The organism is Sporosarcina sp. FSL W7-1283 (genome assembly GCF_038003105.1).
Classification (GTDB): Bacteria; Bacillota; Bacilli; order Bacillales_A; family Planococcaceae; genus Sporosarcina; species Sporosarcina newyorkensis.
In genome coordinates this window covers 1,387,709-1,399,982 of sequence record NZ_JBBOOL010000001.1, presented here as the reverse complement: position 1 = coordinate 1,399,982, position 12,274 = coordinate 1,387,709, and the positions used below count along the sequence as shown (strand labels likewise).

Genomic DNA, 12,274 nt, shown 5'->3' with positions numbered 1-12,274 from the left:
GCAGAATATAAAACTACATTCAGCTCGCAACCTTTTGAGGTGGTCTTCTGCTGAATAAAAATAAAAAAACTCCGTATAAGAGGGCCATAGAGCCAGCAACGGAGTTTTTGCTTATTTTTTTTTATCAGGCTTGTCTTGTACTTTGTTCATTTGAGCCATCATTTGATTAATTTTCTTTTGTGAAGGTTTTTGTCCCATTTGCATCATCATCATACGTAGCATTTGTTCATTGATCGGTGGATTTTCCTTCAAATAATTCATCATATATTTACGAGCGATGAAAAAGCCGAGTGCTACCCCGCCTATCAATGCGACGACGATTAAGACAATCGCTAGTACTAAATTCATTGCTGCTATACCTCCTTCACTAAAAATAGTTCGATTACATACTACCAAGAAGGATTATACAACATAGCAGCAGTGAATAGCAATGACTCTTCATAAATTATGCGGAAATTTTTACATTACGACATCTTCTAAGAGCATACGCTCTGAATATTTAACCGGCTTCAGCCATCCACATTCCTCTTGCTCATTCATTACCGCGAAAAATCGATCCGTCGAACTAGAAAGCGCAACAAATAAATCTAAATCTAACATCCTGGAGCCTTGACAGTAAACCTGTATGCAGTGAGTGCCCATTTTAATGAAAACTTCGCCTTTAATTAGATGTGTCAATCGATATTCATTATGATAGGAGTCCAATTCATCGAAACTTTTTCCCAATTTACGTTGGATCAATTGATCCAGTTCCATTTCATTTAGCCGGTCACATAAATATTCAATCTCTTGATAGTTCGTCGAAGGACCCATGGCTAACAAATCAAACAATAAGCGTTCACGTCCCATTATGAAGGATTGATATTCTGCCTTAATCTTAAAAATTTCATATTTCCTCATAGCGAACACCTCCTAGAACCTATGATAGAGCTTGTCCCTTCAAAATCATGTCACATTGCGGAAAACTTCCTCACTATTATTGTCGGAAAGTTACGAATTGAATTTGGCGATATAAAACAAAAAACACATCTCTCAGTCAGATAACTAAGAGATGTGTGGAGTGCTTTACTTATTGATCTAGCAATTCTTTCATTCGCTTCACAACATTGTCAACAGTAAAGCCATATTTTTCAATAACTAGATCACCAGGTGCACTTGCGCCGAATGTATCGATTGCCAAAACGGAGCCTTCGTCGCCTGTATACTTATGCCATCCAAGGGAAGCTCCCATTTCGATAGCCAATCTTTTCTTCACTTGCTTTGGAAGCACGGAATCTTTATAAGCCTGATCTTGTTTCTCAAACAGATCCCAAGACGGCATGGAGACTACGCTGACGTCAATGTTTTGTTCTTTCAGCACTTGCTGTGCTTCTGCCGCGAGGCTGACTTCGGAACCGCTCGCAATCAAAATACCGTCCGCTTGTTCTTTAGAAGCTGGCGATACGATGTATGCACCTTTTTGTACAGAGTCCATAGCCAGTTCTTTAGATTTTGGCAACACTTTCAGGTTTTGTCTAGATAGTACTAGAACCGTTGGTGTGTCTTTTGAAGAGACGGCTGCATACCAAGCTGCAGACGTTTCATTACCATCAGCAGGACGAATGATTGATAACCCTGGCATAGCGCGTAATGAAGCCAACTGCTCGACTGGTTCATGTGTAGGACCGTCTTCGCCTACCGCCACACTATCATGTGTGAAAACGTACGTTACAGGCAAGCCCATTAACGCAGACAGTCGAATTGCCGGTCTTACATAGTCACTAAATACGAAGAACGTACCACCAAAAACAGAAACTCCGCCGTGTAAAGCCATACCGTTCAATGCAGTTCCCATTGCAAATTCCCGAACACCAAACCAAATATTGCGACCTTCATAGTTCTCAGAAGAGAAGTCTCCTGCATTTTTGATAGATGTTTTATTTGATCCTGCAAGGTCCGCACTTCCGCCAAATAAAGATGGTAAAGTTGAAGCCAGCGCATTAATGGATTCTCCTGAAGCTGAACGAGTAGCTACGGAAGCTCCTGCCTCATAGATAGGCAAGCTTTCTTTCAAGTCAGCGGGAAGTTCATTGGCAATTGCTTTTTTCAACTGTGTTGCCAATTCCTTATGTTCGTTCTCATATTGATCAAACAATTCATTCCATTGTTGTTCTTGTTTAACACCCAGTTCTTCGGACGCTTCTTTGAAACGGTCATATACTTCTTCCGGAACATGGAAGTCTTGATCAAATGTCCATTTATAGTACTCTTTTGTTAATGCTAATTCATCTTCGCCAAGCGGTGCACCGTGCGCATCTGCTTTACCAGATTTATTCGGTGAACCATAGCCGATGACCGTTTTCACTTCGATAATTGTAGGACCGCCCGTTTTTCCTTTAGCTTCTTTAATGGCTTCAGATAGTGAATCGGTGTCATTGCCATCATCCACACGCAAGTAATTCCAACCGTAGGATTCAAAGCGTTTCTTAATATTTTCAGAGAAGGACATACCTAAATCGCCGTCAAGAGAAATATCATTGCTATCATAAAGTACAATCAGCTTGTCTAATTGTAAGTGACCAGCTAATGAGATCGCTTCGGCAGCAACGCCTTCCATTAAATCACCATCTCCGCAAAGCGCATATGTGTAATGGTCAACAATATCAAAACCAGGTTTATTGTAAGTTGCGGCTAGATGTTTTTCCGCCATAGCCATTCCCACAGCCATTCCGATACCTTGACCTAATGGACCAGTAGTCGCTTCCACACCTACTGTATGGCCGTATTCTGGATGTCCAGGTGTTTTAGAATCCCATTGTCTGAAATTCTTAATGTCATTAATCGTTAAGCCATAGCCACTTAAATGCAGTAAACTATACAACAGCATAGAGCCGTGACCAGCAGATAGCACAAAGCGATCTCGGTTAAACCATTGCGGATTTGTTGGATTATGGTGTAAAAACTTTGTCCATAAGGTATAAGCCATTGGAGCCGCACCCATCGGTAATCCCGGGTGACCTGAATTTGCTTTTTCAATCGCATCGATTGATAATGTTCGGATTGTTGTTATTGCCAGTTGATCGATTTTTCCGGTCATTCTGTACATCCTTTCCGTCCTGTCTCTTCTGATTATTTTTATAAGTATTCCTTCTATAGTGTAGTCAATTACTTAATGAATTACAATATTAATCAGCAGTTGAGACTTAATTTAACGGCTTTTGGTTCTCTCTTGCTTCCTTGACCTTTTCAGGAGTTACATCATTTCCTTCTGCGTCGATCACTTTTACAGATTCAATTGTTTCACGCATGCTTGAACGGAAAGTTTCCAAGTATTCTTTACGCAATTGAGTTTGTTCTTTTGCCTCTTCAATAGATAACCCTGTAGTCTTGGATTTATTTGCCAACTCATTAATACGCTTAATCTTTTTTTCAGATAACATCTTTACACCCTCCAAAATTTCTTCATTTACTAAAATGTAAACAACCTGAAGGAAAAGTGCAAACGATTAGTGTTCCTGCTCTTGAAACTCTTTATATCTTCTATGGACAGTTGCTTTGCTAACCGAATGGCCAAGTCCGTTCAATACTCTCGAAATCTCATCGAATGTCATTCCTTTGTTGCGCAACGCGACAATTTCTTCAATAGGCAATTCGAGTCGTTCTCTTCCTGGGCCCCGGTCGATATTATGCAAGTTACGGGAAGGGTCGTAACCTCTTAGAACCGCTCTTTTCATTCCTCTTCGTATTTTGGCATTATGGAGTTTCCGTTGGTATTCTTCTACAATCGCTAAAATCTCCAGCAGCATCGTATCCATTTCATTTAACTCCAGTGCTCCATTTGTATGGTTTGAAATAACAGCTGTGTTCGATTTAGCAATGACATGCAGGATGGCCACCCTCGCATTGCCTCTTCCTAATCTTGTCTCATCTTGAATAAAGACAGCATCGATTGGTTCTGCTTGTATACGATCCAATAAATTCAACAGACCTTCACGGTCCATATCATAACCGCTCTGGCGATCAGTGAATATACCTACACATTCATAAAACATTTCTGCCGCCAATATTTCCAGCTCTTCCTGCTGTCTGACAATAGATTGTTCTTGACTCTCCTTTTCGGTACTGACCCGACAATAAATTACACACTTTTTTTTATTCATCCGCTTCCTCCCCCATCTCAGCCACACGATGTTCAGCTTGTGGGTTCATTTTAACAGGAAGGCGTAATAATTCACCCGAATTAATTTGATCAGTCTGCAATTCATTTAATGATTTAACTTGTTCAATCCAATGGTGCGCAGGTGTTCCATCTGAATAGTTGGTTGCCAGCCCCCATAATGTGTCCCCGTCATTGATGACAATTTCTAGATAATTATCTTCTTCAGACAGTTTGTCCAATTGATAAGCTGCAACACTAAGAAAAACGATTAATAGTACGATAAAGTAATAATTTTCTTTAAGAAATTTCATGATAAATCCCCCTAGTAGTCTACTTTTTAGAATGCATGTTCGGAATGCTTGTTCTCTATTATAAGAGAACGTACGATTGGCTGTCAAGCAGAATTCGAACCTTTGTTTGATTACTAATCGAACACATGTTATACTATATTCAAAATACTTGAGCTGTATCTCTATTTATTAGTAAACAATTTGAAGAGGTGAATAGATTGAAGAAAATATCTAAAAGACAAGAAGAAATATTAGCTTTTATTAAAGATGAAGTACGGCTAAAAGGATATCCGCCATCCGTGCGTGAAATCGGGGAAGCAGTAGGACTGGCATCTAGCTCCACTGTACATGGTCACTTATCTCGATTGGAAAACAAGGGGTTTATTCGCCGGGACCCTACTAAGCCGCGTGCAATAGAAGTCTTAGACCCGGAAGGACTAGACGAATTAAAGAGCGGCGTCATGCATGTTCCTTTGATCGGTAAAGTTACAGCAGGGACTCCGATTACAACTGTAGAAAATATTGAAGAATATTTTCCATTACCAGATACGTTCGGTTCTTCAGATGATGAGATCTTCATGTTGGAAATCGTCGGTGACAGTATGATCGAGGCAGGTATTTTGAATGGCGACCGTGTCATCGTCAGACAAACACATACAGCTTCCAATGGAGAAATCGTGGTGGCGATGACAGAGGAAGATGAAGCTACTGTAAAACGTTTTTTTAAAGAGAAAGATTACTTCCGCTTACAGCCTGAAAATTCTTCCATGGATCCTATTATCGTGAATCATGTGTCCATACTTGGTAAAGTCGTCGGTGTTTACCGAATGATCCATTAAAAAAAGTGTATCAAGAACCCCTATAGGTTCTTGATACACTTTTTTCTTTAGATTAATTTTCGCTCTAATAATTGTTCCATGGAAGTGAGTACAGCTGTTTTTACATGCTCATACGTTAAACCGCCTTGAATGTAAGCGGTGTAAGGAGGTCGAATCGGACCGTCAGCTGTCAGCTCAATACTGGAGCCTTGTATAAATGTGCCTGCAGCCATGATGACATCATCCGAATAGCCGGGCATATAAGATGGTTCAGGAGCATAGTGCGCGTTGATCGGTGAGTTATCCTGGATCATCTGACAAAACTTGATCATTTGTTCTGCTGATGAGAAGTTGACAGATTGAATGAGATCAGTTCTCCGTTCACTATAATGCGGTGTAGTATCCATTCCAAACTGCTCGAAAAATGCAGCTGTAAACAAAGCTCCTTTAACGGCCTGGCTGACTACGTGCGGCGCTAAAAAGAAACCTTGATACATTTCCAACAGCGTATCCAATGAAGCCCCTGCTTCTGCCCCTAGTCCCGGTGATGTCATGCGATATGCACATTTTTCAACGAGTTCTTTCCTGCCTGCAATATAGCCGCCCGTTCTAGCTAGTCCGCCGCCTGGATTTTTTATTAGTGAACCCGCCATCAGATCCGCCCCTACTTCAGTCGGTTCCTGTTTCTCGACGAATTCACCGTAGCAGTTGTCTACAAATATCACGACGTCTTCTTTTATTTTGCGGATTTCCTTGATGATTTCTTCTATTTCATGTATACGGAAGGATGGATTGCTCGAATAGCCTTTTGAGCGCTGAATCGCAACCACTTTGGTTTTTGATGAAATTGCTTGTTTAGCCTTGACATAGTCAACAGCACCGCCTTCCAGCAAGTCAATATGCTGATAGGAAATTTGATAATCTTCCAGTGATCCAGTATCTTTTCCGTTTCCTGACACGATGGAATCCAACGTGTCATAAGGCTTACCCGTAATATAAATTAACTCATCGCCCGGACGCAGAATCCCGAATAAACTGATCGTGATCGCATGGGTCCCAGAGATGATTTGATTCCTGACCAGACAGTCTTCAGCGCCGAAGACATCTGAGTATACCTGTTCCAGTACGTCACGGCCGCTATCGTCATACCCATAGCCCGTTGATCCAGATAAATGAAAATCACTGACACGGTTTTGCTTGAAAGCCTGAAGAACCTTTCGTTGATTGTAGAACGCAATGTCTTCTACTTCCTTTACATACGGTGCAATCAACTGCTCTGCTTCTTGAGATTTCATGAGTAATTCATCATTAATTGGTGCTATTTGCATTTGTAGTACCTCTTTTCAATTTGTTCATCATCTAGTTTAACAGAAGGACTGCAGTTGACCTACTAAAGACCACAAAAAAACAGGCAAGCGCCTGTTTATTGTTCATCTTTTAAAATTACGGGTTTCGCAGGAGCAAATGTTGAAATTGCATGTTTGTAAATGAGCTGCTGCTTGCCTTCCGATTCAAGTAAGACCGTATAATTATCATAGGATTTAATAAGGCCTTTCAGTTGAAAACCGTTTAACAAAAAAATTGTAACGAATGTGTTGTTCTTGCGTAATGCATTCAAAAACGTATCTTGCATATTTCCTTGTGCCATTCAATTGCCTCCCTGTCTCTGTTATCTAGTTATTCCATACTCACTTCTGAAAATCCTCTATTATTTTAGAGGTTCTTCTGAAAATTTCATCATTCGATTGATTCGCTTCGACCCATTGGATAGGTAATTTATTGCGGAAGTATGTCAATTGCCTTTTAGCATAGTTCCGAGTGTTTTTTTTGACGGCTTCAATCGCCTGTTCCTTCGTTAGCTGTCCATTAAAATGCGCGATCAACTCTTTATAACCGATCGCCTGAACCGCTTGTGTATCCCTGATTCCGCGCTCCCATAAAGCATGGACTTCCGCAAACAATCCCGCCTCCACCATCAAGTCAACGCGTCGGTCAATCCGTTCGTATAACTGTTCTCGAGGTAAATCCAACCCGATCAGCAACTCACGGTACATTGGCTGATTTCCCTGTTGCTGTTCGTGCTCTTGCTTTGTTCGGCCAGTGACCTCCACTATTTCAAGCGCACGAATTAATCGTCGATGATTATTCGGATGGATACTTTCTGCACTTTTCGGATCCAACATTCGCAGCCTGGCATATAAATCATCTGACCCGGACGATTCCAATTCCTCTTCCAACCTTTGACGAATTACTGGATCGGCTGCCTGCTCCGTGAAACGATAATCAAATAAGACTGCTTGTATATACATTCCGCTGCCACCTACGATAATTGGCAATTTTCCTCGTGACTGGATATCCGCAATCCACTCTCTAACGGCTTCTTGGTATTCCGCTACGGAAAAACTTTCTGTCGGTTCTTTCACATCAAAAAAATGATGTGGTACTCCTCTCATTTCAGAAGGGTGGATCTTTGCGGTTCCGATATTTAATTCTTTATAGACTTGCATCGCATCGCCATTGATGATTTCTCCATTAAGAGCAAGCGCAAGAGCTGTACTCAATGCAGTTTTACCGGATGCGGTCGGGCCTACCACTGCAATTACGTCAATTGATTCATTCATAGTGTTTCATCCATCCAATTATATTCTGGAATACTTCAAGGCGATTCGTTTCCTGAAGCATTTCGTGGCGTCCGCCTTCATATAGCTGAACAGTCACGTATTGCAGCCCCGCCTCGTTGAACTGCTTTGCCACTTTCCAAACACCTTTCGCTCGATCACCTACTGGATCGTCTGTACCGGATACCAATAAAATCGGCAGCTCCTTCGGGATATTTCGTACGGATTCTTGATCTTCAATTGTATTCAAACCTTCCAATAAAACGCGAAACAATTGTGAAGTGGGAACAAAACCACAAGCCTCATCCTGTTCATATCCTCTGACTGTTTCACGATCCCTTGATAACCAAGCAAATGATGAACCGTCTTCAGCGAATGGTTTCGAAAAGTTGCCGAAAACCAATTGATTCAAGAATTCATCCGGTTGTTTATTCGGCAAATGATCTTCTCTCCACTCAGCCAGCAGTTTTCCGGCGTAACTGATGATTTTCGAATTACTTCCAGTTCCGGATAAGATCACTTTATCCACTACATTTCCATACAACTGAATAAAACGTCTGGCTACAAATGACCCCATACTATGTCCAAAAAGAACTACTGGAAGGTCGGGATATTCGTGCTGATAAAACTGGATGACTTCAAACACATCATCAATTAAATGATCAAAAGAGACTTGATCGCCAAGATCACCGTATGGCAGCTTATTTCCTCCAGCTGTTTTGCCGTGCCCTCTTTGATCATGTATCACCACAACATAGCCCTGTTCTACTAAATAATTAATGAACTCTCCATATCGTCCGCTGTGCTCTGCAATTCCATGTATAAGATGTACACGTGCTTTTCCGGATTCAGCAGACTTATGGAAGCTACTATACAGTTTTGTCCCGTCTCTCGCCTCTATCCAATACTCTTCCAATTAGCGCCACTTCCTTTCGCTTCCGCAATTGCATTCATCAGATCATTTACATATACCGTTTTCTCATTATCCGTGTAATGCAGCAAATTTGCCATATAGTCGGTTACTTGCTCCGCAAAAGTCTCCACGACATCGATTTGGAAATACAAATCGCCTTTTCGGCGAATAAAGAAGTCACTTGGTGATGTGACCATTTCATAATGAATGCCATATAGAATTTCTGCCCGTAAACTAATTGGCAAGCTATTCGTTTCCGCAGAAATAGAGTGGGCAAACTGAAATACTTTATCGCTATTTCTCCCATAAAATGAAGCAATCCGAGCACCTTGCTGTACAGTTAAACCGTAGTGTGGTGCTCTCACCGATTGCTCATCGATATAGTGTTGCAGTGATTGATCGTCCACAAAATCACTTCCTGAGACGGCAATTTTTTTCGTTTGACACGGTAGAATATTAGGATGCTTCAGTTTTTCAGAAACCCTATCGACGACGACTTCTGCCATTTGACGGTATCCCGTCAGCTTCCCTCCAGCAATTGTCAGTAACCCCGGAACCATTTCCCATATTTCATCGCGTCTTGAAATTTCTGAAGCATCCTTTCCTTCTTGCGCAATTAATGGACGTAATCCTGCCCAAGTTGACTCGACAGCCCTACGCGTTAATTGCACGCTAGGAAAGACTTCATTAACTGCTCCAATGATGTATTGAATATCTTCTTCTGTAGCTGTTGGATGCTGTTTGTTCGCTGAATAAAATGTATCCGTCGTACCGACATACGTTTTATTTCCCCTTGGAATCGCGAAAAGCATTCGACCATCCGAATGATCAAAATAGATCGCTTGCTGTAAAGGAAATACAGATTGGTCTACTACAATATGGACACCTTTTGAGATATGAAGCTGTTTTTTCGGTTTGCTGTTGATTTTTTGCTGCAGATCGTCCACCCACGGACCGGTTGCATTGATGACCATAGACGCAGCAACCGAAAATTTTTCACCCGATATTTGATCTTTCAGCACCGCACCGACAACATCATCTTTTTCAAAATTAAACTGCTCGCACTTTGTATAATTAACACAAAGCGCTCCATATTCCGCAGCCTTTTTCAAAACTTCGATTGTCAGACGCGCATCGTCTGTCTGGTATTCCACATAGTGCCCGCCACCTTGTAACCGCTCTTTCTTAAGCAGCGGTTCCAGCTCCAGCGTCTCTTCTTTATTCAACATTTCACGGCGTTCCGCATGTTTTACACCAGCCAAAAGATCATATGCCAACAGCCCGGCTGAGGTAGAGTATTTTCCAAATGTCCCATCTTTATAAATCGGCAACAGCATCGGTCTCGGCTTCGTGATGTTCCGTGAATTCCGATAGACGATTTCACGTTCCCTCCCAGTTTCCGCGACTATTTTGACATCCAACTGTTTTAAGTAACGCAAACCGCCATGAATTAATTTCGTCGAACGGCTGGATGTTCCCGCCGCGAAATCTTGCATATCAATGAGAGCAACTGAAAATCCCCTAGTCGCTGCATCAAGCGCAATCCCTGCACCTGTTATTCCGCCACCTACTATTAACAGATCAAATGAAAATCTTTTTAAATCCTCAATACTGTCTGCTCTTTCAATAGTTGAAAACATCTGATTGCTCCTCTCTGATTTGCTACATCACTCGTTTAAACATTTTTTCCAATTCATACGTCGTAAAATGAATCAATACAGGACGGCCGTGCGGACATGTATATGGATTGTGACACTTTCCTAAGTCATCGAGTAACCGTTCCATATCGGCTTGAGTTAAATAATAATTCGCTTTAATGGAACGTTTACAACTCATTAGGATGGCACTCTCTTCTCTTAGTTTTTCTACATCTACCTTACGGCTATGTAGCACTTGCTCGATCATTTCCTCAATAATCGCAGTTGCTTGGCCGTCAGGGAACCACGCCGGATATTCTTTGACTGTGTACGTAGCGGGTCCAAATGCTTCTAAAAAAACCCCTACTCGTTCAAGTGCTTCTTTACATTCTTCAATTTTCACCTGCTCATCCGCAGAATAATGGAAAACAAGCGGCAATAAAAGCTGTTGTCGTTCATCCGCACTCACTTGACCTAATTTCTTTTTGAAATACTCATACTTAATACGTTCTTGCGCAGCATGCTGGTCAATCATATAAAAGCCATCCTCGTTTTGAGCAACAATATATGTACCATGTACTTGTCCGATCGGTACGATGGAAGGAAACAAACTGGTTTCCGTCTCTGTTTCATTGTGAATTGGCTCTTCTGTTGGCGGCTCGTCATGTTGTTCGAAAATAGCCTCTGGAAATTCAGGTTCGGTTATTTCTGAAAAAGGATTTTGAACAGGTTTTGCAGGGACGACAGGCTCTTGAACTTGTTGTTGACGAGCGGGAGCTTCTTGGCGACGGAACGAAGGCGACCAAATCGTTTGTTGCTCAGAATCTGTTTTCGTTAGTTTCTCTTTTTTAATTGCATCCGGAATAATCGAAGCTTTTTGGATCGCCTCTCTGATTGCCTCTTTTATTAAAGTAAACAATTCACTCTCCTTACTGATTCGAATATGGCGCTTAGCTGGATGGACGTTGACATCGGTTAGGATTGGATCCGCCATGATATTTACAACCGCAATTGGAAAGCGGCCTATCGGCAAATACGTATGCAACGCATCGATCACAGCTTGAGTACCGGGGTAACTCTTTATCCACCGTCCATTCATCAGAAGTGAAACATAATTCTTCGATGCTCTGTTCAGTTCAGGTAATGTTATGAAACCATTAACCTTGAAATCTGCGTCTTCTTTTTCAAAAGGAATCATCTTGCGGGCAACCGATACTCCGTAAATATCAGACAGAACTCTCAATAAATTACCTGAACCTGAAGTCCGCAAAATTTGATGTTGATCATGCGTTAATGTAAAGGCGATATCCGGATGACTTAAAGCAAGCCGATTCAGCAAATCAATCGTGTGGCCAAGTTCTGTCTGAATCGTCTTCATATATTTTAAGCGAGCCGGTGTATTGAAAAACAATTGTTGGATCGTGAAATCAGTACCTTTACGTAAAGCTCCCGGTTCATGCTTCAATACTTTACCGCCTTCGATTTCTACGACGGTTCCTTGGTCCTCACCATCGGATGTCCATAATGAAACTTTAGATACAGCAGCGATACTTGCCAGCGCTTCCCCACGAAATCCTAGTGTACGGATACGAAACAAATCATGTTCATTGGAAATCTTGCTCGTAGCATGTCGTTCAAAACAGCGAATCGCATCTTCTTCAGACATGCCTTTGCCGTTATCTGTTACACGTATGGATGTCAGTCCCGCTTCTTCAAGAGTCACTTCAATTTGGGTGCTTTGTGCATCGATCGCATTTTCCACTAATTCTTTGACGATGGAAGCAGGCCGCTCGACGACTTCTCCTGCTGCAATTTTATTGGCAAGTGTATCTTCCATAATATGAATGTGATTCATTCGCC

At 41.7% G+C, this 12,274-nt stretch carries 13 protein-coding genes; 1 reads left to right on the top strand and 12 read right to left on the bottom strand.

What is annotated here, in order from left to right:
* Window positions 1-111: 111 nt before the first annotated feature.
* The 6 genes from MKY93_RS06585 to yneA all read right to left on the bottom strand — a co-directional run bounded on the left by MKY93_RS06585 (window position 112) and on the right by yneA (window position 4,449).
* Window positions 112-348, bottom strand: coding sequence for a YneF family protein (locus MKY93_RS06585; RefSeq protein ID WP_009497271.1), 237 nt, complete (start codon window positions 346-348; stop codon window positions 112-114).
* Between the two features lie 111 nt (window positions 349-459).
* Window positions 460-900 (bottom strand): sporulation inhibitor of replication protein SirA, encoded by a 441-nt coding sequence (sirA, locus tag MKY93_RS06580; protein ID WP_009497273.1) that lies wholly within the window; start codon window positions 898-900, stop codon window positions 460-462.
* Between the two features lie 169 nt (window positions 901-1,069).
* Window positions 1,070-3,076 carry a transketolase gene (tkt, locus tag MKY93_RS06575; protein ID WP_340758580.1) on the bottom strand — a complete coding sequence of 669 codons (2,007 nt, stop codon included), beginning with the start codon at window positions 3,074-3,076 and terminating at the stop codon, window positions 1,070-1,072.
* A 106-nt stretch (window positions 3,077-3,182) separates the two neighbouring features.
* Entirely contained in the window at window positions 3,183-3,419 is a 237-nt protein-coding gene (locus MKY93_RS06570) for a DUF896 domain-containing protein (protein WP_009497277.1), read from the bottom strand.
* Window positions 3,420-3,485: 66 nt separating this feature from the next.
* Window positions 3,486-4,139 (bottom strand): YneB family resolvase-like protein, encoded by a 654-nt coding sequence (locus MKY93_RS06565; protein ID WP_340758578.1) that lies wholly within the window; start codon window positions 4,137-4,139, stop codon window positions 3,486-3,488.
* On the bottom strand, window positions 4,132-4,449 hold the full coding sequence (yneA, locus tag MKY93_RS06560; protein WP_009497280.1) for a cell division suppressor protein YneA: 318 nt from the start codon (window positions 4,447-4,449) through the stop codon (window positions 4,132-4,134). Before yneA ends, MKY93_RS06565 begins: the two co-directional genes overlap by 8 nt.
* Window positions 4,450-4,646: 197 nt before the next feature.
* Here yneA and lexA point away from each other — a divergent pair, with 197 nt between their 5' ends.
* Entirely contained in the window at window positions 4,647-5,267 is a 621-nt protein-coding gene (lexA, locus tag MKY93_RS06555) for a transcriptional repressor LexA (protein WP_040758222.1), read from the top strand.
* A gap of 47 nt (window positions 5,268-5,314) precedes the next feature.
* Here the strand turns inward: lexA and MKY93_RS06550 are convergent, their stop codons facing one another.
* From MKY93_RS06550 to mutL, 6 genes are all read right to left on the bottom strand, one after another.
* On the bottom strand, window positions 5,315-6,574 hold the full coding sequence (locus tag MKY93_RS06550) for a methionine gamma-lyase family protein (protein WP_009497284.1): 1,260 nt from the start codon (window positions 6,572-6,574) through the stop codon (window positions 5,315-5,317).
* A 95-nt stretch (window positions 6,575-6,669) separates the two neighbouring features.
* Complete coding sequence (hfq, locus tag MKY93_RS06545) at window positions 6,670-6,894, bottom strand: RNA chaperone Hfq (RefSeq protein WP_009497286.1); 225 nt, start codon at window positions 6,892-6,894, stop codon at window positions 6,670-6,672.
* A 40-nt stretch (window positions 6,895-6,934) separates the two neighbouring features.
* Window positions 6,935-7,867 carry a tRNA (adenosine(37)-N6)-dimethylallyltransferase MiaA gene (gene miaA / locus MKY93_RS06540; protein WP_009497288.1) on the bottom strand — a complete coding sequence of 311 codons (933 nt, stop codon included), beginning with the start codon at window positions 7,865-7,867 and terminating at the stop codon, window positions 6,935-6,937.
* Complete coding sequence (locus tag MKY93_RS06535; protein ID WP_009497290.1) at window positions 7,860-8,780, bottom strand: alpha/beta hydrolase; 921 nt, start codon at window positions 8,778-8,780, stop codon at window positions 7,860-7,862. The genes miaA and MKY93_RS06535 overlap by 8 nt, the downstream gene beginning before the upstream one ends.
* Window positions 8,762-10,417, bottom strand: coding sequence for a glycerol-3-phosphate dehydrogenase/oxidase (locus MKY93_RS06530; RefSeq protein WP_340758577.1), 1,656 nt, complete (start codon window positions 10,415-10,417; stop codon window positions 8,762-8,764). The genes MKY93_RS06535 and MKY93_RS06530 overlap by 19 nt, the downstream gene beginning before the upstream one ends.
* Window positions 10,418-10,439: 22 nt before the next feature.
* A complete protein-coding gene (gene mutL / locus MKY93_RS06525; RefSeq protein WP_340758576.1) occupies window positions 10,440-12,269 on the bottom strand; it encodes a DNA mismatch repair endonuclease MutL in 1,830 nt (609 codons plus the stop codon).
* Window positions 12,270-12,274 lie beyond the last annotated feature (5 nt).

Excerpts from the sequence above, each read along its gene's own strand:
- MKY93_RS06585 (WP_009497271.1), bottom strand. The coding sequence starts at position 348 with ATGAATTTAGTACTAGCGATTGTCTTAATCGTCGTCGCATTGATAGGC.
- sirA (WP_009497273.1), bottom strand. The coding sequence starts at position 900 with ATGAGGAAATATGAAATTTTTAAGATTAAGGCAGAATATCAATCCTTC.
- tkt (WP_340758580.1), bottom strand. The coding sequence starts at position 3,076 with ATGACCGGAAAAATCGATCAACTGGCAATAACAACAATCCGAACATTA.
- MKY93_RS06570 (WP_009497277.1), bottom strand. The coding sequence starts at position 3,419 with ATGTTATCTGAAAAAAAGATTAAGCGTATTAATGAGTTGGCAAATAAA.
- MKY93_RS06565 (WP_340758578.1), bottom strand. The coding sequence starts at position 4,139 with ATGAATAAAAAAAAGTGTGTAATTTATTGTCGGGTCAGTACCGAAAAG.
- yneA (WP_009497280.1), bottom strand. The coding sequence starts at position 4,449 with ATGAAATTTCTTAAAGAAAATTATTACTTTATCGTACTATTAATCGTT.
- MKY93_RS06550 (WP_009497284.1), bottom strand. The coding sequence starts at position 6,574 with ATGCAAATAGCACCAATTAATGATGAATTACTCATGAAATCTCAAGAA.
- hfq (WP_009497286.1), bottom strand. The coding sequence starts at position 6,894 with ATGGCACAAGGAAATATGCAAGATACGTTTTTGAATGCATTACGCAAG.
- miaA (WP_009497288.1), bottom strand. The coding sequence starts at position 7,867 with ATGAATGAATCAATTGACGTAATTGCAGTGGTAGGCCCGACCGCATCC.
- MKY93_RS06530 (WP_340758577.1), bottom strand. The coding sequence starts at position 10,417 with ATGTTTTCAACTATTGAAAGAGCAGACAGTATTGAGGATTTAAAAAGA.
- mutL (WP_340758576.1), bottom strand. The coding sequence starts at position 12,269 with ATGAATCACATTCATATTATGGAAGATACACTTGCCAATAAAATTGCA.